This window comes from Pseudomonas sp. HLT2-19-2, from assembly GCF_054898005.1.
In genome coordinates this window covers 5,566,520-5,584,229 of record NZ_CM142712.1, presented here as the reverse complement: position 1 = coordinate 5,584,229, position 17,710 = coordinate 5,566,520, and the positions used below count along the sequence as shown (strand labels likewise).

The 17,710-nt window shown below is 57.1% G+C and carries 18 protein-coding genes, 2 tRNA genes and 1 rRNA gene; 11 read left to right on the top strand and 10 right to left on the bottom strand.

The genetic code is table 11. The annotated features are described in order from the left end of the window. Nucleotides 1–8: 8 nt before the first annotated feature. Nucleotides 9–353, bottom strand: coding sequence for a hypothetical protein (locus ACYZTU_RS26335; RefSeq protein WP_449646325.1), 345 nt, complete (start codon nucleotides 351–353; stop codon nucleotides 9–11). 46 nt (nucleotides 354–399) lie between these two features. Between ACYZTU_RS26335 and ACYZTU_RS26330 the strand changes: the two genes are divergently transcribed. The 4 genes from ACYZTU_RS26330 to ACYZTU_RS26315 all read left to right on the top strand — a co-directional run bounded on the left by ACYZTU_RS26330 (nucleotide 400) and on the right by ACYZTU_RS26315 (nucleotide 3,685). Next, complete coding sequence (locus tag ACYZTU_RS26330) at nucleotides 400–993, top strand: aminodeoxychorismate/anthranilate synthase component II (protein ID WP_461966637.1); 594 nt, start codon at nucleotides 400–402, stop codon at nucleotides 991–993. A gap of 9 nt (nucleotides 994–1,002) precedes the next feature. After that, the gene (gene trpD, locus ACYZTU_RS26325; protein ID WP_461966635.1) at nucleotides 1,003–2,052 is read left to right on the top strand and encodes an anthranilate phosphoribosyltransferase; all 1,050 of its coding nucleotides are present in this window, start codon (nucleotides 1,003–1,005) and stop codon (nucleotides 2,050–2,052) included. Next, nucleotides 2,049–2,885, top strand: coding sequence for an indole-3-glycerol phosphate synthase TrpC (gene trpC, locus ACYZTU_RS26320; RefSeq protein ID WP_461966634.1), 837 nt, complete (start codon nucleotides 2,049–2,051; stop codon nucleotides 2,883–2,885). The genes trpD and trpC overlap by 4 nt, the downstream gene beginning before the upstream one ends. A 98-nt stretch (nucleotides 2,886–2,983) precedes the next feature. Next, the gene (locus tag ACYZTU_RS26315; RefSeq protein WP_461966632.1) at nucleotides 2,984–3,685 is read left to right on the top strand and encodes a lipoate--protein ligase family protein; all 702 of its coding nucleotides are present in this window, start codon (nucleotides 2,984–2,986) and stop codon (nucleotides 3,683–3,685) included. Here ACYZTU_RS26315 and crp read toward each other — a convergent pair. Beyond that, nucleotides 3,682–4,326 carry a cAMP-activated global transcriptional regulator CRP gene (gene crp / locus ACYZTU_RS26310; protein WP_461966630.1) on the bottom strand — a complete coding sequence of 215 codons (645 nt, stop codon included), beginning with the start codon at nucleotides 4,324–4,326 and terminating at the stop codon, nucleotides 3,682–3,684. The two genes, ACYZTU_RS26315 and crp, sit on opposite strands and share 4 nt — an antisense overlap. A gap of 230 nt (nucleotides 4,327–4,556) precedes the next feature. On the opposite strand from crp, the gene ACYZTU_RS26305 reads away from it, so the two are divergent. Beyond that, entirely contained in the window at nucleotides 4,557–4,979 is a 423-nt protein-coding gene (locus tag ACYZTU_RS26305; RefSeq protein ID WP_461966628.1) for an OsmC family protein, read from the top strand. A gap of 133 nt (nucleotides 4,980–5,112) precedes the next feature. Here the strand turns inward: ACYZTU_RS26305 and coq7 are convergent, their stop codons facing one another. The 6 genes from coq7 to hemJ form a co-directional block, all read right to left on the bottom strand. Continuing rightward, nucleotides 5,113–5,760 carry a 2-polyprenyl-3-methyl-6-methoxy-1,4-benzoquinone monooxygenase gene (coq7, locus tag ACYZTU_RS26300; protein WP_282381973.1) on the bottom strand — a complete coding sequence of 216 codons (648 nt, stop codon included), beginning with the start codon at nucleotides 5,758–5,760 and terminating at the stop codon, nucleotides 5,113–5,115. Between the two features lie 127 nt (nucleotides 5,761–5,887). Beyond that, nucleotides 5,888–6,226 carry a histidine triad nucleotide-binding protein gene (locus ACYZTU_RS26295; RefSeq protein WP_461966626.1) on the bottom strand — a complete coding sequence of 113 codons (339 nt, stop codon included), beginning with the start codon at nucleotides 6,224–6,226 and terminating at the stop codon, nucleotides 5,888–5,890. 80 nt (nucleotides 6,227–6,306) lie between these two features. Then, on the bottom strand, nucleotides 6,307–7,095 hold the full coding sequence (locus tag ACYZTU_RS26290) for an SDR family NAD(P)-dependent oxidoreductase (RefSeq protein WP_282381977.1): 789 nt from the start codon (nucleotides 7,093–7,095) through the stop codon (nucleotides 6,307–6,309). A 62-nt stretch (nucleotides 7,096–7,157) separates the two neighbouring features. After that, the gene (locus ACYZTU_RS26285) at nucleotides 7,158–8,123 is read right to left on the bottom strand and encodes a DUF805 domain-containing protein (RefSeq protein WP_461966624.1); all 966 of its coding nucleotides are present in this window, start codon (nucleotides 8,121–8,123) and stop codon (nucleotides 7,158–7,160) included. 86 nt (nucleotides 8,124–8,209) lie between these two features. After that, a complete protein-coding gene (locus tag ACYZTU_RS26280) occupies nucleotides 8,210–9,178 on the bottom strand; it encodes an NAD(P)H-dependent flavin oxidoreductase (RefSeq protein WP_461966622.1) in 969 nt (322 codons plus the stop codon). A 33-nt stretch (nucleotides 9,179–9,211) separates the two neighbouring features. Continuing rightward, nucleotides 9,212–9,640 carry a protoporphyrinogen oxidase HemJ gene (hemJ, locus tag ACYZTU_RS26275; RefSeq protein WP_461966620.1) on the bottom strand — a complete coding sequence of 143 codons (429 nt, stop codon included), beginning with the start codon at nucleotides 9,638–9,640 and terminating at the stop codon, nucleotides 9,212–9,214. Nucleotides 9,641–9,775: 135 nt separating this feature from the next. On the opposite strand from hemJ, the gene argC reads away from it, so the two are divergent. Both argC and erpA read left to right on the top strand, forming a co-directional pair. Then, nucleotides 9,776–10,810: an N-acetyl-gamma-glutamyl-phosphate reductase gene (gene argC / locus ACYZTU_RS26270; RefSeq protein WP_461966618.1), complete on the top strand. Its 1,035-nt coding sequence runs from the start codon at nucleotides 9,776–9,778 to the stop codon at nucleotides 10,808–10,810. Nucleotides 10,811–10,977: 167 nt separating this feature from the next. Further along, complete coding sequence (gene erpA, locus ACYZTU_RS26265) at nucleotides 10,978–11,328, top strand: iron-sulfur cluster insertion protein ErpA (protein ID WP_007947969.1); 351 nt, start codon at nucleotides 10,978–10,980, stop codon at nucleotides 11,326–11,328. A 79-nt stretch (nucleotides 11,329–11,407) separates the two neighbouring features. Here the strand turns inward: erpA and ACYZTU_RS26260 are convergent, their stop codons facing one another. Both ACYZTU_RS26260 and ACYZTU_RS26255 read right to left on the bottom strand, forming a co-directional pair. Beyond that, nucleotides 11,408–12,499 (bottom strand): anhydro-N-acetylmuramic acid kinase, encoded by a 1,092-nt coding sequence (locus ACYZTU_RS26260; RefSeq protein ID WP_461966616.1) that lies wholly within the window; start codon nucleotides 12,497–12,499, stop codon nucleotides 11,408–11,410. A 3-nt stretch (nucleotides 12,500–12,502) separates the two neighbouring features. After that, nucleotides 12,503–13,939: a peptidoglycan DD-metalloendopeptidase family protein gene (locus ACYZTU_RS26255; RefSeq protein WP_461966614.1), complete on the bottom strand. Its 1,437-nt coding sequence runs from the start codon at nucleotides 13,937–13,939 to the stop codon at nucleotides 12,503–12,505. A 212-nt stretch (nucleotides 13,940–14,151) separates the two neighbouring features. On the opposite strand from ACYZTU_RS26255, the gene tyrS reads away from it, so the two are divergent. The 4 genes from tyrS to ACYZTU_RS26235 all read left to right on the top strand — a co-directional run bounded on the left by tyrS (nucleotide 14,152) and on the right by ACYZTU_RS26235 (nucleotide 17,651). Continuing rightward, the gene (gene tyrS / locus ACYZTU_RS26250; RefSeq protein ID WP_461971169.1) at nucleotides 14,152–15,351 is read left to right on the top strand and encodes a tyrosine--tRNA ligase; all 1,200 of its coding nucleotides are present in this window, start codon (nucleotides 14,152–14,154) and stop codon (nucleotides 15,349–15,351) included. A gap of 496 nt (nucleotides 15,352–15,847) precedes the next feature. Next, a 16S ribosomal RNA gene (locus ACYZTU_RS26245) occupies nucleotides 15,848–17,386 on the top strand. An 82-nt stretch (nucleotides 17,387–17,468) separates the two neighbouring features. After that, nucleotides 17,469–17,545, top strand: a tRNA-Ile gene (locus tag ACYZTU_RS26240). 30 nt (nucleotides 17,546–17,575) lie between these two features. Next, nucleotides 17,576–17,651: transfer RNA gene (locus ACYZTU_RS26235), tRNA-Ala, on the top strand. Nucleotides 17,652–17,710: the final 59 nt, after the last annotated feature.

Below are 17,710 nucleotides of genomic sequence, written 5' to 3'. Positions count from 1 at the left end.
TCCGTTTGTTATTGTTGTAGTGAGCAAAACGATAGTGCCAAAAAACTATAGAGCCTGTTGCCGTTCGGCGCGAACCCGTCGATTGTTTTACGCGCTTCGATCGCCCCATATTGCACGCTCTGCCCAGCTAAGTTACTGTGCCGAGACGTATAAATGAGACCTTCCCCGTGTTGATCGTCAGCAAACTTCTGGATCAAGTCATCAAGGCACACGCCCGTTGGCGTTGGCGCGCCTGAATCCTTCTGCCGGCCCGGCCGGATCTTTACCGCTTTGCCTTCTTTACCCGTAAGACAAACCGCTTTGCTGCGCGATTCCAGCGACTGACAAAGCGCAGGACGCTGCGGGTAACTCATTCGAAGGCTGTATTAAAGTCAGTGAATTCAAGAGGTTCATAACGCCATGTTGCTGATGATCGATAACTACGACTCTTTTACCTACAACGTTGTGCAGTACCTTGGTGAGCTCGGCTCCCAGGTCAAAGTCGTGCGCAACGATGAGCTCACCATCGCCGAAATCGAAGCCCTCAACCCTGAGCGGATCGTCGTCTCGCCCGGTCCGTGCACTCCGACTGAAGCCGGCATCTCGATTGAAGCGATCAAACATTTCGCCGGCAAACTGCCGATTCTGGGCGTCTGCCTGGGCCATCAGTCCATCGGCCAGGCGTTTGGCGGCGATGTGGTTCGCGCCCGCCAAGTGATGCACGGCAAGACCAGCCCGGTGTTTCACGAGGACAAGGGCGTTTTCGAAGGCCTGAATCATCCACTCACGGTTACTCGCTATCACTCATTGATCGTCAAGCGCGAAACTCTGCCTGAATGTCTGGAGCTGACCGCGTGGACCCAGCTCGAAGACGGCTCGGTTGACGAGATCATGGGCCTGCGCCACAAGACACTGAACATCGAAGGCGTGCAGTTTCACCCAGAGTCGATCCTCACCGAACAGGGCCACGAGCTGTTCGCTAACTTCCTCAAACAAACCGGCGGCACGCGCTAAGGACTTTTCATGAATATCAAGACAGCCCTGAGCCGTATCGTCGAACAGCTCGACCTCAGCACCGATGAGATGCGCGATGTGATGCGCGAAATCATGACCGGTCAATGCACGGATGCGCAGATCGGCGCGTTCATGATGGCCATGCGTATGAAGAGCGAAAGCATCGACGAGATCGTCGGCGCCGTGTCGGTCATGCGCGAGCTGGCCGACAAGGTCGAACTCAAGACCCTCGACGGCGTCGTCGATGTGGTCGGTACCGGAGGTGACGGAGCCAATATCTTCAACGTCTCGACCGCTTCCTCGTTCGTGGTCGCCGCGGCGGGTTGCACCGTGGCCAAACACGGTAACCGTGCGGTCTCGGGCAAAAGCGGCAGCGCCGACCTGCTGGAGGCGGCCGGTATCTACTTGAACCTGACGTCGGTTCAGGTAGCACGCTGCATCGAAAACGTCGGCATCGGTTTCATGTTCGCCCAGACCCACCACAGTGCCATGAAGCACGCCGCCGGCCCGCGCCGGGAGCTGGGCCTGCGTACCATGTTCAACATGCTCGGCCCGCTTACGAATCCGGCCGGCGTGAAGCATCAGGTGGTGGGCGTGTTCAATCAGGCGTTGTGCCGGCCGTTGGCCGAAGTCTTGCAGCGTCTGGGCAGCAAACACGTGTTGGTGGTGCACTCGAAGGATGGCCTGGACGAATTCAGTCTGGCGGCGCCAACCTTTGTAGCGGAATTGAAGGATGACCAGATCACCGAGTATTGGGTCGAGCCAGAAGACTTGGGCATGAAGAGCCAGAGCCTGCACGGTCTGGCAGTGGATAGCCCAGCGGCCTCCCTGGAGCTGATTCGCGATGCCCTGGGCAAGCGCAAGACCGAGAACGGTCAGAAAGCCGCGGAAATGATTATGCTCAATGCCGGTGCCGCGCTGTACGCCGCCGACCATGCCAGCAGTTTGAAAGAAGGCGTTGCCTTGGCGCACGATGCGCTGCACACGGGCCTCGCTCGGGAAAAACTGGAGGAGTTGGGTGCATTTACCGCGGTATTCAGAGTGGAGAATGAGGGATGAGTGTACCGACGGTTCTGGAAAACATTCTGGCCCGCAAAGTCCAGGAGGTCGCCGAGCGTAGCGCTCGCGTAAGCCTGGCGGAGCTGGAAAGTCTGGCCAAGGCGGCCGATGCACCCCGTGGTTTTGCCAAGGCACTGATCGCTCAGGCCAAGCTCAAGCAGCCGGCGGTGATTGCAGAAATCAAGAAAGCTTCACCCAGCAAAGGCGTAATCCGCGAGAACTTCGTTCCCGCCGACATTGCCAAGAGTTACGAGAAGGGCGGTGCGACCTGTCTGTCGGTGCTCACCGATATCGATTACTTCCAAGGCGCCGATGCGTATCTGCAACAGGCTCGTGCGGCGTGCAGTTTGCCGGTGATCCGCAAGGATTTCATGATCGATCCGTACCAGATCATTGAAGCCCGAGCGTTGGGCGCCGACTGCGTGCTGCTGATCGTCTCCGCACTGGACGACGTGAAAATGGCTGAGCTGGCGGCCGTGGCCAAAAGCGTCGGCCTCGATGTGTTGGTAGAAGTCCACGACGGCGACGAGCTGGAGCGGGCCTTGAAAACCCTCGACACTCCGCTGGTGGGCGTCAACAACCGCAACCTGCATACCTTCGACGTCAGTCTGGAAACCACACTCGACCTGTTGCCACGTATCCCGCGTGATCGCTTGGTGATCACCGAAAGTGGCATTCTCAACCGGGCCGATGTTGAGCTGATGGAAATCAGTGATGTGTACGCGTTCCTGGTTGGCGAAGCGTTCATGCGCGCCGAAAGCCCGGGCACCGAACTGCAGCGTCTGTTCTTTCCAGAGCGTGGCGGTCCGGTCAGCGGCTCGACCCTCGACTGAAAACATCTTCGCAGGCAACCCGATCCCCTGTGGGAGCGGGCTTGCCCGCGAAGAGGCCATCAAGTGCCCCAAAGACTTCATGTCTTACGGAGTTATCCATGCCTCAGCCAATCTCTCTGACCGTCGAAGCCGGCTTGCTCGCCGAACAGGATCTGTTGGCCCATGTGTGCACCGCCGATTCGGAGTTTGGTCTTCTGTTCTGGCAACCCAGTGATCGGGCGCTGGTCATGCCGCGACGGTTGAATCGCCTGCCTGGGTTCGAGGCCGCGTGCGAGGTATCGGCTGCGGCGGGTTGGCCGGTGTTATTGCGTGAAACCGGCGGTGAACCAGTGCCGCAATCGGCCTCAACCATCAATATCGCGCTGGTCTACGCGCCACCGCGTAACGAGGGTGACCAGAACCGGATCGAAACCGCTTATCGCCGACTCTGCGACCCGATTTGTCAGCTGCTTGATGAGATGGGCGGCGTTTCGTCCTTGGGCGAAGTTGATGGCGCGTTTTGCGATGGCCGATTCAACGTCAATCTCGATGGGCGCAAGATGGTTGGCACCGCGCAGCGCTGGCGTCAGAGCAAGGGCGGTACGCGTCCGGTAGGGTTGGTGCACGGTGCTTTGTTGCTCGAAAACGAGCGCGAATCGATGGTCGCGGCGGTCAACCGTTTCAATGAAGCCTGTGGCCTGGAGCAGCGAGTTCGCGCCGAGAGCCACATCGCCCTGCATGAAAAATATGCAGCGCCTGATGCGTTGGAGCGACTCGACACGTTGTACCGCCAGTTGCTGGCAGACATGTTCAGGATTTAGCGCGTACCGAAGACCACCATGGTCTTGCCTTTGACGTCCACCAGGTTGCGCTCTTCCAGATCCTTGAGTACGCGACCGACCATCTCACGCGAACAACCGACAATCCGCCCGATCTCCTGACGGGTCACCTTGATCTGCATGCCGTCCGGGTGGGTCATCGCATCCGGCTGTTTGCAGAGTTCCAGCAGGCAGCGCGCAACGCGACCGGTGACGTCGAAGAACGCCAGGTCACCGACTTTGCGCGTGGTGTTGCGCAGACGCTGTGCGATTTGTCCGCTGAGCACGTAAAGAATGTCTGGATCCTGCTGGGACAACTCGCGAAATTTCGCGTAGCTGATCTCCGCGACTTCGCATTCGATCTTGGCACGCACCCAGGCGCTGCGTTCCTGTTCCAGGCCGGCCTGTTCGAACAGGCCCAACTCGCCGAAAAAGTCCCCGGAGTTCAGGTAAGCGATGATCATTTCGCGGCCGTCGTCATCCTCGATCAGGATGGTGACCGACCCGTTGATGATGAAGAACAGCGTGTCCGAGCGGTCGCCGGCACAAATGATGTTGCTTTTGGCCGCATAACGACGGCGCTGGCAATGCATCAACAGCTTGTCGAGGTTCTTCATTTTGGGTGTTGGGGTAATAGCAACCATGGTTGTATCCCGAAAAGACTGCGCGGTATGTTTGGTTTTTTTATGAATAGCTGAGGTTGCTACAAAGCTGGCTATGCGCCAGCGAATTGGCGCCAGCTTAACAGACACTTCCTGCAATATTCGAGCATTTACCTACGACGCAGATGGTTATGTCCCAGGAAGGCGAACGCTGTCAATCAAGGGCCCTGTGCTAAGCTGGCGACCCTTTTTTATACAGTGGAGTCTTGGCGATGAAGGCACGCATCCAATGGGCTGGCGAAGCCATGTTCCTCGGTGAATCCGGCAGCGGTCATGTCGTGGTCATGGACGGTCCGCCTGATGCCGGCGGTCGCAACCTGGGTGTCCGGCCGATGGAAATGCTCCTGCTGGGCGTTGGCGGTTGCAGCAATTTCGATGTGGTCAGCATCCTCAAGAAGTCCCGTCAGGCCGTTGAAAGCTGCGAAGCCTTCCTCGAAGCCGAGCGCGCCACCGAGGATCCTAAGGTTTTTACCAAGATCCACATGCACTTCGTGGTCAAGGGCCGCGGGCTGAAAGAAGCCCAAGTCAAACGCGCCATCGAGCTGTCTGCCGAGAAGTATTGCTCGGCGTCGATCATGCTCGGCACGGCAGGTGTGGCGATTACCCACGACTACGAGATCATCGAACTCGGTTGAATTGACATTCAACAGTCAAACGTCCTACGAAATGCTGGAAATCTTCTACGCGCGCAACATGCCGAGCTGATTCCTGAGAGCAAAAAGAAAGGGCGCTGAAAAGCGCCCTTTTTTTGTGCCCGGGTTTTGGGGATCAGATCCGGTAAGTACTCTTGGTCATGACCTTGGCCATCAGGCTCATGCCGAACTTCACCGGTGCCGGGAAGCGGAAACCCCCTGCCTCCAGCGCGCTTTCGGCGTGGTGTTCTTCATCAATGCGCATCTGCTCGAGGATCGCCCGGGATTTTTCGTCCTCGGCCGGCAGTTGCTCAAGGTGTTCGTTCAGGTGTTTGCAGACCTGATGCTCGGTGGCAGCAACGAAACCCAGGCTGACTTTATCGCTGATCAACCCTGCTACCGCGCCGATCCCGAACGACATGCCATAGAACAGCGGATTGAGAATGCTGGTGTGGCTGCCTAACTGTTTTATGCGTTGTTCACACCAGACCAGGTGGTCGATTTCTTCTTCGGCGGCATGTTCCATGGCGGCACGCACTTTCGGCAGCTTGGCGGTCAGGGCCTGACCCTGATACAGCGCCTGGGCACAGACTTCGCCGGTATGGTTGATGCGCATCAGGCCGGCGACGTGTCGGGTGTCTTCGTCGCTCATTTGCGCATCCGGCTGCACGATAGCGGGCGAAGGACGGTACGGCTGGCCACTGAAGGGCAGCAATGTACGCATCGCGGCATCGGCTTGCAGCAGAAGACGGTCAATCGGCGAGTAGTGACGTTGGGTAGTCATGCTGACCTCCGGGAAGAATCTCGGCGGCCAGTTTAACCCAATCGGCCGGCGAAGGTTTGCGTTGGGTCATTTGCGGGAGCGAGCAAGTCGAATCGTCGCACCGCCACTCCCACAGGTTTTACTGCAATCAGCCCGGCGGCCAGTGCATCTGGCGCTGACCCAGTACATGCATATGGATGTGATAGACAGTCTGCCCACCCAGTGGATTGCAGTTCATGACCACGCGGAAACCCTCTTCACAGCCCAGTTCCAGGGCCAGACGCTGGGCGGTGAACAGAATGTGCCCAGCCAGTGCCTTGTCGTCCTCGGTCAGGTCGTTAAGCGTGCGCAGCGCTTTTTTCGGGATCACCAAAAAATGCACCGGTGCCTGTGGGGCGATGTCGTGGAAGGCCAGTACCTGGTCGTCCTCGTAGATGATCTTCGCCGGGATTTCCCGGTTGATGATCTTGCTGAACAGAGTATCCACTGCTGTTTCTCCGTTGTTTGGGCTGGCCTGAGTGTAACCATGGGTTATGTCAGAGCCCAGTCTTTTACCTTGAGGGGCGATCAGCGCGGGCAGTAAGCCTTGTTGACCATGCCTGCGATTGTCCGGGTCAGCCAGCGTGAGCCGAGCCGCGGCAGGAAGGCGCGCCAGCGGTTGCGTCGACCCGGAATAATGATGGCGCGATTTTTCTCCAGAGCCCGCACGGTATAGAGCGCGACTTCCTCGGGGCTCATCAGCATTTTGCTGTCGACCAGTTTGGCGGTGTCCAATTGCGCGGTGCGAAAAAACGCCGTGCGGGTAGGGCCGGGGCAGAGCACCGACACCTTGACCGCACATTTTTTCAGTTCGACGCGTAACCCTTCGGAAAAGTGCAGCACATAAGCCTTGCTGGCGTAGTAAGTACTCATCCATGGGCCGGGATGGAACGCCGCAACCGAGGCGACATTCAAAATCTGCCCGCCGCCCTGCAGCGCCATACTGTTGCCGATCGCGTGACACAGGCGAGTGAGCGCGAGGATGTTCACTTCGATCAGGTCCTGCTCGGTCATCCAGTCCTGAGCCAGGAAAGGGCCGCAAGTACCGATGCCGGCGCAGTTGACCAGCAAATCGATCTGTCGGTCACCTTCCTCCAGCTCCAGCAGAAATCCGGACAGCCGCAGCGGCTCACCGAGGTCACAGGCTCGGAACAACACTTCCACGCCAAAACGTTGAGTCAGTTCAATCGCAATACTTTCCAGCTGATCACGCTGACGGGCCACCAGAATCAGGCTGCGGCCGCGCCGGGCCAGCGCTTCGGCCATCGCCAGGCCGATGCCGCTGGAAGCGCCAGTGATCAGAGCGTAACGGGTCATGCATTTCTCCATCGCAACAGCTCCGCGCCGGCGACGCAGGTGTCACGGGCGGGGAGCGCTGTTCATTCTTTCGCAGAGTCTACAGGGGGCTGGGCTGCTTCGGCTGCATCGTCGGCTGAATTTGGCGCCGGCTCTGCTTCCACAGCGGTCTGATCTTCGATCTCTTCGGTGATCACCGAGTCACTTTCATAGCTGCTCTGGGTGGCGCTTTCATATTCATTTTGAATGGTAGAGAGGCCACCGGTCAGTCCGCCGATGAACAGAATCGCGATAAACACCAGCCACAGTGAAGACAGGACCTTGACCGCGGCGCTGTTGGGCGGTGGTGGCGCACCGTATTGATTGGCGGTGTTATTACCCGGCGCAATCATCATCACGAACGGAAAGATGCTGCCCACGAACGGCACGAGAGTCAGCAGCCAAAGCCAGCCAGACCAGCCGATATCATGCAGCCGCTGGACACTGAACTGAATGCTGACGAACGCAAGCGCCACGAAGAGAACAAAGGCCAGCAAGCCACCGAGAATCAGGCCGGCGGTCGAGTCCGTGCTGATGAGGGCCAGGCCGAAAACAGCAAGCACAGCGCCAACGGCAAGGGTTACGAGTGTCAGGGCCATTGTCCATGCCAGGTAACGCAAGCGGCCGATGCGGCCCTCGAAACTGAACGCCTTGAGTGGGGCGAATTCAGGCAAGGCTTCGCCGACGGTCGCCCGGGGTGGTGCATAAGGGGATTCGGGATCTGCTGCAACGGCAGGGGGGTGTTCATGAACGTCAGACAGGTTCAGCTCGATCGAAGGTTCGGATTCGATCCGGGCATCGATACCGGTTTTGGTCAGCGCCTGGAGATAAGTCTGAGCATCGGTCTGTGACAGGTCGCGTTTGAGTGCAACAGGCTTGCCACTGAACAGCCGCTCAATGGCAGTCACATCGCTTTTGAACAGATCGGCGAGATTGAGCTTGGCAGTGGTGACGTCAACACCTGGCAGCAGAGCGCCGTCGAATACGATCTTGAAACGGTTTTCGCTCATTGCGAGGCATCCTTGTCGCGAATGGTTTAGGGAGAATTGCGCGTGGAGTGTAAGGCCAGCCGGAATGGACTGGCCAAGTTTTCCTGTCAGCGTGGCCAGCGTTTGGGCAGCGCTGCCGCCAGCTCCAGTGCTTTGCGGTACTCGGCATCAAGGCGAGCGATCAATTGATCAACACTTGGCAGGTCATCGATTTCGCCGACCCCCTGGCCTGCGGACCAAACGGTTTTCCAGGCTTTGGCTTCATCGCTTATAGGCTTGAGTTTGGAGCCGAAGTTCACCTCACCCTTGCCTTGCAGCGCTGCCATGTCGAAACCCGCAGCCTCAAGGCTTTGACGCATAAAGCTCGCCGGTACTCCCGACACCGCTGGAGTATGGACGATGTCCGCCGCTCTGGACGTCAGCAGCATCTCTTTATAGGCGTCAGACGCATGACTTTCGGTGGTGCCGATAAATCGCGTACCGAAGTAGGCCAAATCCGCACCGAGTAATTGTGCAGCGAGAATCTCGTGGCCGTGGTTCAGGCAACCGGCCAGCAGCAGGGTCTTGTCGAAGAATTGGCGTATCTCGGCAATCAGCGAGAACGGGCTCCAGGTCCCGGCGTGTCCACCGGCGCCTGCTGCCACGGCGATCAAACCGTCGACCCCGGCCTCGGCGGCTTTCTCTGCATGGCGACGAGTCGTCACGTCATGAAACACCAGACCGCCATAGCTGTGCACGGCATCGACCAGTTCTTTCACGGCGCCGAGGCTGGTGATCACGATCGGCACTTTGTGCTCGATACAGATCTCCAGATCCGCTTGCAGTCGCGGGTTGCTGTTGTGGACGATCAGGTTCACCGCATAAGGCGCCGGATTCTCCAGTGTTGCCAACCCTGCTTCGATCTCTTCCAGCCAGGCCTTGAAGCCACTGCTTTCGCGTTGGTTCAGCGCGGGGAAGCTGCCCACCACGCCATTACGGCAGCAGGCCAGCACCAGTTGAGGGTTGGAGATCAGGAACATCGGCGCTGCCACCACAGGCAGGCGCAAACGTTGTTCGAGCAGAGCGGGCAGCGACATTGGAAGTACCCCGTTGAGTTGTGCTTATTGGAGTTAGAACGGCCGAACGATGACCAGAATTACAATAGCCAGCAATATCAGAACCGGCACTTCATTGAACCAGCGATAAAAGACATGGCTGCGGGTGTTCTCGCCACGGGCAAAACGTTTCACTTGGGCGCCGCACATGTGGTGGTAGCCGATCAGGATCACCACCAGGGTCAACTTGGCGTGCATCCACGCACCCTGACTAAATATGCTGGGGTTCAAGGCGATCAGTGCAATGCCGAAAATCAGAGTGGCGATCATCGCCGGCCCCATGATGCCGCGGTACAGCTTGCGCTCCATGATGCTGAAGCGTTCTTTGCTGACGGTGTCTTCGCTTTGGGCGTGATAGACGAACAGGCGCGGCAGGTAGAACAGGCCGGCAAACCAGCAGACCATGCTGACGATGTGAAGCGCTTTGAGCCACAGATAAAGCATTTTTAGTTATTCCCAGGTTTACGGTAGCGAAGATAGTAGAGGGTAGAGCGCCCGCACGTCACCTTGACGGTTGTCGCAGAGCCGTGCGGCCCCTATTATCGACGGCTTTCCAGTGGGTTCGTTGAGGACAGGTTTATGGTCAAGGTCGGTATCGTCGGCGGCACGGGTTACACCGGTGTCGAACTGCTGCGTCTGTTGGCGCAGCACCCGCAAGCTGAAGTGGCAGTCATCACTTCCCGATCCGAGGCCGGTCTGGCCGTGGCTGATATGTATCCGAACCTGCGCGGTCATTACGATGGCCTGGCGTTCAGCGTTCCGGACATCAAGACGCTGGGCGCTTGTGACGTTGTGTTCTTCGCTACGCCTCACGGTGTTGCCCATGCCCTGGCCGGTGAGCTGTTGGCAGCGGGAACCAAGGTCATCGACCTGTCGGCGGACTTCCGTCTGCAAGACGCCGAAGAGTGGGCCAAGTGGTACGGTCAGCCTCACGGCGCACCGGAACTGCTGGAAGAGGCGGTCTATGGTTTGCCGGAAGTCAATCGCGAGCAAATCAAGCAGGCTCGCCTGATCGCCGTCCCGGGTTGTTACCCGACTGCTACGCAATTGGGTTTCCTGCCACTGCTTGAAGCAGGTCTGGCCGATACCACCCGCTTGATCGCTGACTGCAAATCCGGCGTCAGCGGCGCCGGTCGTGGGGCTTCCGTAGGTTCGCTGTACGCCGAGACGTCGGAAAGCATGAAGGCCTACGCCGTCAAAGGGCACCGTCACTTGCCGGAAATTCGCCAGGGGCTGCGTCGCGCAGCGGGCAAGGACGTCGGTCTGACCTTCGTTCCGCACCTGACGCCCATGATTCGAGGTATCCACTCGACGCTCTACGCGACGGTTGTGGATCGCTCGGTGGATCTGCAGGCGTTGTTTGAAAAGCGCTATGCCAACGAACCGTTCGTCGATGTCATGCCGGCCGGCAGTCATCCGGAAACCCGCAGCGTGCGCGGTGCCAACGTTTGCCGTATTGCCGTGCATCGTCCACAGGATGGTGATCTGGTGGTGGTGCTGTCGGTGATCGACAACCTGGTCAAAGGCGCGTCGGGTCAGGCGGTACAGAACCTGAATATTCTGTTCGGTCTGGATGAGCGCTTGGGTCTGTCCCACGCAGGTATGCTGCCGTAAGGTTTATCCCGCTCAGCAAAAAGGCCCGTCTAACGGGCTTTTTTGCATTTCGGGCGGGCAAATGTGTTGATTGATATACCGTAACAATAGTTGACCGATTTTCTAGGAGAAGCGGATAATGCGCGTCATCACGCATTATGGCGGCGTAACGCCGGGAGATAGTTAGCATGAGCGTCGAATCCTTCACCCCCACGGCTTTGCAATTCACCCACGGTGCCGCGCACAAGGTGAAGAGCCTGGTCGATGAAGAGGGGAATGATCGCTTGAAGCTGCGCGTATTCGTTACGGGCGGCGGTTGTTCAGGTTTTCAGTACGGCTTCACCTTCGATGAAGAAGTGGCCGATGACGACACCATCGTCGAACGCGAAGGTGTGAGTCTGGTGGTCGACCCGATGAGTTTCCAATACCTGGCAGGTGCCGAGGTGGATTATCAGGAAGGTCTGGAAGGTTCGCGCTTCGTGATCAAGAACCCGAACGCCAGCACCACGTGTGGCTGCGGCTCTTCGTTCTCGATCTGATCGCAATTCATCGCATCACCAAGCGCCGCATGGCCTCAGGCTCTGCGGCGTTTTGCTGTCCGGGATTCGGTATGGATAGTCAGGCAGGGTAGATGGCGCCAAGTACGCGCAGGCCACGGGCGCCGGTGACGCTCGGGCGATTGGCGGCGATGCCTTCAAGGCAGCAATGGGCCAGCCAGGCGAAGGCCATGGCTTCGACCCAGTCCGGGTCTACACCGTAAGCCGCGGTGCTGCTGACCTTGGCGTTCGGCAGCAAGCTGGCCAAGCGGTTCATCAGCGTGGTGTTGTGCGCGCCGCCGCCGCAGACAAGCAGTCCCAGGGTGTCTGATTGGGCGCTTTGCAGTGATTCGACGATGGTCAGGGCGGTCAGTTCGAGCAGGGTTGCCTGCACGTCTTCGGTGGCGAAGGTCGGCAGCTGTGCCAGATGCTGTGTCAGCCATGACAGGTTGAATACTTCGCGACCGGTACTTTTCGGGCCTTTGGTCACGAAGAACGGATCACTGAGCAATTCTTTCAAAAGAATCGGTTCGACCTTACCGGTGGCAGCCCATTGGCCGTCGCGATCAAAGTTGTCGCCGCGTTGCTGGTGAATCCACGCATCCTGCAGAACATTGCCCGGGCCACAGTCGAAACCCGCAACAGTCTTGCCAGGTTCAATCAGGCTTAGGTTGCTGAAACCGCCGACGTTCAATACCGCACGATTGCCAGGCTGTTCTTCGAACAACGCTTCGTGGAAGGCTGGAACCAGTGGCGCGCCTTGCCCTCCGGCGGCCACATCACGGCTGCGGAAGTCGCTGACCACGGTGATTTCGGTCAACTCCGTCAGTAGGGCAGGGTTGCCTATTTGCACCGTGAAGCCGCGCGCGGGTTCGTGGCGAATGGTCTGACCGTGGCTGCCGATTGCACGAATGTCTTCGGGCTTCAGGTTTTGTTGATCAAGGAGGGTGTGAATGCCCTGTGCTGCCAGCTTCACCCAGTTCTGCTGGGCAATGGCGGAGCGGGCAATCTCGTCCGGGCCACTACTGCACAAGCCAAGCAGCTCGGTGCGTAGGGAATCAGGCATGGGAATGTAGTGCGTGGCGACCAGCTTGATCGCCGGGGTTAGCTCAACCAGCGCAATATCCAGGCCGTCGAGGCTGGTCCCGGACATCACACCTATATAGAGCGTCATGGCTTATCGCTTGCTCGAAGCCAGCTGAGTGGACTTCTCTTGATCCATGCGCGCCATCAGCGGTTGGCTCTGCGTGAGGAAACGTGCACGTTCAGCTTTGGAGATCGGATCGGCCATCGCCACCTTCTGGCCTAATGGATCGACGTGTACGCCATTGACCTGGAACTCGTAGTGCAAGTGCGGGCCGGTGGAGAGTCCGGTGGTGCCGATGTAGCCAATCACCTGGCCTTGCTTGACGCTGCCGCCAGTCTTGATGCCTTGGGCGAAGCCTTGCATGTGGCCGTATAGCGTGCGGTAGGTATTGCCGTGCTGGATGATTACGGTGTTGCCGTAGCCACCGCGGCGTCCGGCCAGCAACACTTTGCCGTCACCGGCTGCCTTGATTGGGGTGCCACGCGGCGCTGCATAGTCGACGCCTTTGTGGGCGCGGATCTTGTTCAGGATTGGGTGCTTGCGGCCCATGGAGAATTTCGAACTGATGCGGGCGAAGTCCACCGGCGTACGGATAAACGCCTTGCGCATGCTGTTGCCGTCAGCGGTGTAGTAGCTGCTGTTGCCTTGTTTATTGATGTAACGCACGGCGGTGTAGGTCTTACCGCGGTTGGTGAAGCGCGCGGAAAGGATCGGACCATTGCCGACGGCCTTGCCGTTGACGACTTTCTGTTCGTAGATGACATCGAACTCGTCACCCTGGCGAATATCCTGGGCGAAGTCGACGTCATAGCCAAACACGCTGGCCATGTCCATGGTCAGGCTGTGGGACAGGCCTGCACGTGCAGCGGATTGCGACAGCGAACTGTTGATCACGCCATGAACGTAGGCGGAGCGCACGGTAGGCTTGGCGGTAATGCGGTTGAATGCATAACCTTTGTCATTCTTGGTCAGGGTGATGCTTTCGATGTCGCTGACCTTGCTGTGCAAGTTGGTCAGCTGGCCATCGGGGCTCAGTTCGAATTCAAGTTTCTGGCCATGTTTGAGTTGGCTGAACTGCTTGGCCTGTTTGTCGCTGGCCAGCACTTCATGCACCGAGGTTGCTGGAAGGCCGACTTTCTCGAACAGTGTGGAGAGCGTATCGCCTTTAGAAACGATCACTTCCCTATGGTTTGGAGATTTTTTTTCTTCGATCACAGGGGCGGGCGTGGATGCCGGCACCGGTGCGGCCTGAGCGGTTTCCTGGGGTTCTTCCGTGCTGTTTTCGATCTGTGCGAAAGGGGAAGCTGCTGGCTCATTTGTGGCCTGGACGGCCTCGGCGGCGTCTTGATCTTGTGTCAGTTGTTCAGCAGGGCTTTCCAGTTCAAGACTCAGGGTCGTCTTTTTGGCTTCAACATCACTGGAAGGGAATACCAGAAGCGCCAGGCTCAGAAGGGCGGCGATGCCACTTGCTGCGAGCAGGTGGGTCTTCGGGTAAAGCGGCGGCGCTTTAGACGATTCTTTGGTCATAGGTAATTTTTGACTTTGTAAAAGATGAATTGGAAAAGATGAATGACATGATGAAGATGAAATAACTGTATAAAATATAACCAAATCATCTCTTAAGCAAGTCCGCGAACGCTCTGTTCGTGGATTGGCGTCCGTGCGCCGGGCAGAACTTGTATTTGACGCGCGATCTTGTATGGTTGGTTCCCTTTGAATTCGAGCCTTGCGGGTCTGTTATGAAGTCGGTTGAAGAGCAGCTAGCGCTGATCAAACGTGGTGCGGAAGAACTGTTGGTCGAGTCCGAGCTGATCGAAAAGCTTAAGCGTGGCCAGCCGCTACGTATTAAGGCTGGCTTCGATCCGACCGCGCCGGATTTGCACCTGGGTCATACCGTGCTTATTAATAAGCTGCGTCAGTTCCAGGAGCTGGGTCACCAAGTCATCTTCCTTATAGGTGACTTCACCGGGATGATCGGTGATCCGAGCGGCAAGAGTGCAACACGTCCTCCACTTACCCGTGAGCAGGTTCTCGAGAATGCCGAGACCTACAAGACCCAGGTCTTCAAGATTCTTGATCCGGCGAAAACTGAAGTTGCGTTCAACTCCACCTGGATGGATCAGATGGGGCCAGCTGACTTCATTCGTCTGACCTCTCAGTACACTGTGGCTCGCATGCTCGAGCGCGACGACTTCGACAAGCGCTACACCACCAATCAGCCAATTGCCATTCACGAGTTTCTCTATCCGCTGGTTCAGGGTTATGACTCGGTCGCTTTGCGTGCGGATGTCGAGCTGGGTGGTACCGATCAGAAGTTCAACCTGTTGATGGGGCGCGAACTGCAGCGTGGATATGGTCAAGAGGCTCAGTGCATTCTGACCATGCCACTGCTCGAAGGTCTGGATGGCGTGAAGAAGATGTCCAAGTCCTTGGGCAACTACGTGGGTATTCAGGAAGCGCCCGGTGTGATGTACAGCAAACTGGTTTCCATTCCGGATGCGCTGATGTGGCGCTACTTCGAATTGCTCAGCTTCCGCTCCATGGAAGAGATCAATGCGTTCCGTGCGGATGTTGAGGCGGGTGCAAATCCGCGCGACATCAAGATCAAGTTGGCTGAAGAGATCGTCGCGCGTTTCCATGGTGATGAGGCTGCGGCCAATGCTCACCGTGCGGCGGGTAACCGTATGAAGGAAGGTGAGCTGCCGGATGATCTGCCCGAGATCGAATTGACTGCCGCCGAAGATATGCCGATCGCAGCCGTCCTTAATAAAGCTGGTCTGGTGAAGAACTCGGCGGTTGCGCGTGATCTTCTGGGTTCGGGTGGCGTGCGTGTAGATGGTGAGGTTGTCGATCGCACCTTTATATACGCGTTGGGCGCGACCCATGTTTGCCAGGCTGGGAAGAAGGCATTTGCACGTATTACGCTCAAATCTGAATAAAGCTGAAATCAGGGGTTGACGGCAGATTCTGGAAGTCTATAATTCGCCCCACTTCCGGCGCAGTCGAAACGGAAAACTCCTTGGTAAACAATGAGTTACGTAGTTTTCGACAGCGAGTTGCTTCAGGTCATCGAAGCGCGAAAGGGGGTTGAAAAAGAGGTGTTGACAGCAGCGAGTAACGCTGTAGAATTCGCCTCCCGCTGACGAGAGATCGAAAGCGCAAGTGGTTGAAGTTACAAAGGAAACTTTGAAAACTTCTGAAAATAACCGCTTGACAGCAACAGAGGCTGCTGTAGAATGCGCGCCTCGGTTGAGACGAAAGATCTTAACCAACCGCTCTTTAACAACTGAATCAAGCAATTCGTGTGGGTGCTTGTGGAGTCAGACTGATAGTCAACAAGATTATCAGCATCACAAGTTACTCCGCGAGAAATCAAAGATGTAACCAACGATTGCTGAGCCAAGTTTAGGGTTTCTTAAAAACCCAAAGATGTTTGAACTGAAGAGTTTGATCATGGCTCAGATTGAACGCTGGCGGCAGGCCTAACACATGCAAGTCGAGCGGCAGCACGGGTACTTGTACCTGGTGGCGAGCGGCGGACGGGTGAGTAATGCCTAGGAATCTGCCTGGTAGTGGGGGATAACGCTCGGAAACGGACGCTAATACCGCATACGTCCTACGGGAGAAAGCAGGGGACCTTCGGGCCTTGCGCTATCAGATGAGCCTAGGTCGGATTAGCTAGTTGGTGAGGTAATGGCTCACCAAGGCGACGATCCGTAACTGGTCTGAGAGGATGATCAGTCACACTGGAACTGAGACACGGTCCAGACTCCTACGGGAGGCAGCAGTGGGGAATATTGGACAATGGGCGAAAGCCTGATCCAGCCATGCCGCGTGTGTGAAGAAGGTCTTCGGATTGTAAAGCACTTTAAGTTGGGAGGAAGGGCATTTACCTAATACGTAAGTGTTTTGACGTTACCGACAGAATAAGCACCGGCTAACTCTGTGCCAGCAGCCGCGGTAATACAGAGGGTGCAAGCGTTAATCGGAATTACTGGGCGTAAAGCGCGCGTAGGTGGTTCGTTAAGTTGGATGTGAAATCCCCGGGCTCAACCTGGGAACTGCATTCAAAACTGTCGAGCTAGAGTATGGTAGAGGGTGGTGGAATTTCCTGTGTAGCGGTGAAATGCGTAGATATAGGAAGGAACACCAGTGGCGAAGGCGACCACCTGGACTGATACTGACACTGAGGTGCGAAAGCGTGGGGAGCAAACAGGATTAGATACCCTGGTAGTCCACGCCGTAAACGATGTCAACTAGCCGTTGGGAGCCTTGAGCTCTTAGTGGCGCAGCTAACGCATTAAGTTGACCGCCTGGGGAGTACGGCCGCAAGGTTAAAACTCAAATGAATTGACGGGGGCCCGCACAAGCGGTGGAGCATGTGGTTTAATTCGAAGCAACGCGAAGAACCTTACCAGGCCTTGACATCCAATGAATCTGCTAGAGATAGCGGAGTGCCTTCGGGAACATTGAGACAGGTGCTGCATGGCTGTCGTCAGCTCGTGTCGTGAGATGTTGGGTTAAGTCCCGTAACGAGCGCAACCCTTGTCCTTAGTTACCAGCACGTCATGGTGGGCACTCTAAGGAGACTGCCGGTGACAAACCGGAGGAAGGTGGGGATGACGTCAAGTCATCATGGCCCTTACGGCCTGGGCTACACACGTGCTACAATGGTCGGTACAGAGGGTTGCCAAGCCGCGAGGTGGAGCTAATCCCAGAAAACCGATCGTAGTCCGGATCGCAGTCTGCAACTCGACTGCGTGAAGTCGGAATCGCTAGTAATCGCGAATCAGAATGTCGCGGTGAATACGTTCCCGGGCCTTGTACACACCGCCCGTCACACCATGGGAGTGGGTTGCACCAGAAGTAGCTAGTCTAACCTTCGGGAGGACGGTTACCACGGTGTGATTCATGACTGGGGTGAAGTCGTAACAAGGTAGCCGTAGGGGAACCTGCGGCTGGATCACCTCCTTAATCGACGACATCAGCTGCTCCATAAGCTCCCACACGAATTGCTTGATTCATTGAAGAAGACGATAAGAAGCAGCCCGAAATTGGGTCTGTAGCTCAGTTGGTTAGAGCGCACCCCTGATAAGGGTGAGGTCGGCAGTTCGAATCTGCCCAGACCCACCAATTTTGTGTGGGAAACGCCTGTAGAAATACGGGGCCATAGCTCAGCTGGGAGAGCGCCTGCCTTGCACGCAGGAGGTCAACGGTTCGATCCCGTTTGGCTCCACCACTAACTGCTTCTGTTTGTTGAAAGCTTAGAAATGAGCATTCCACCAAGACGGTGATGAA

Bases quoted from the DNA above. Each gene is read 5' to 3' on its own strand.
- trpD (WP_461966635.1), top strand. From the start codon at position 1,003: ATGAATATCAAGACAGCCCTGAGCCGTATCGTCGAACAGCTCGACCTC.
- ACYZTU_RS26335 (WP_449646325.1), bottom strand. From the start codon at position 353: ATGAGTTACCCGCAGCGTCCTGCGCTTTGTCAGTCGCTGGAATCGCGC.
- crp (WP_461966630.1), bottom strand. From the start codon at position 4,326: ATGGTTGCTATTACCCCAACACCCAAAATGAAGAACCTCGACAAGCTG.
- ACYZTU_RS26305 (WP_461966628.1), top strand. From the start codon at position 4,557: ATGAAGGCACGCATCCAATGGGCTGGCGAAGCCATGTTCCTCGGTGAA.
- tyrS (WP_461971169.1), top strand. From the start codon at position 14,152: ATGAAGTCGGTTGAAGAGCAGCTAGCGCTGATCAAACGTGGTGCGGAA.
- erpA (WP_007947969.1), top strand. From the start codon at position 10,978: ATGAGCGTCGAATCCTTCACCCCCACGGCTTTGCAATTCACCCACGGT.
- ACYZTU_RS26290 (WP_282381977.1), bottom strand. From the start codon at position 7,095: ATGACCCGTTACGCTCTGATCACTGGCGCTTCCAGCGGCATCGGCCTG.
- hemJ (WP_461966620.1), bottom strand. From the start codon at position 9,640: ATGCTTTATCTGTGGCTCAAAGCGCTTCACATCGTCAGCATGGTCTGC.
- trpC (WP_461966634.1), top strand. From the start codon at position 2,049: ATGAGTGTACCGACGGTTCTGGAAAACATTCTGGCCCGCAAAGTCCAG.
- ACYZTU_RS26280 (WP_461966622.1), bottom strand. From the start codon at position 9,178: ATGTCGCTGCCCGCTCTGCTCGAACAACGTTTGCGCCTGCCTGTGGTG.
- ACYZTU_RS26255 (WP_461966614.1), bottom strand. From the start codon at position 13,939: ATGACCAAAGAATCGTCTAAAGCGCCGCCGCTTTACCCGAAGACCCAC.
- coq7 (WP_282381973.1), bottom strand. From the start codon at position 5,760: ATGACTACCCAACGTCACTACTCGCCGATTGACCGTCTTCTGCTGCAA.
- ACYZTU_RS26330 (WP_461966637.1), top strand. From the start codon at position 400: ATGTTGCTGATGATCGATAACTACGACTCTTTTACCTACAACGTTGTG.
- argC (WP_461966618.1), top strand. From the start codon at position 9,776: ATGGTCAAGGTCGGTATCGTCGGCGGCACGGGTTACACCGGTGTCGAA.
- ACYZTU_RS26285 (WP_461966624.1), bottom strand. From the start codon at position 8,123: ATGAGCGAAAACCGTTTCAAGATCGTATTCGACGGCGCTCTGCTGCCA.
- ACYZTU_RS26315 (WP_461966632.1), top strand. From the start codon at position 2,984: ATGCCTCAGCCAATCTCTCTGACCGTCGAAGCCGGCTTGCTCGCCGAA.
- ACYZTU_RS26260 (WP_461966616.1), bottom strand. From the start codon at position 12,499: ATGACGCTCTATATAGGTGTGATGTCCGGGACCAGCCTCGACGGCCTG.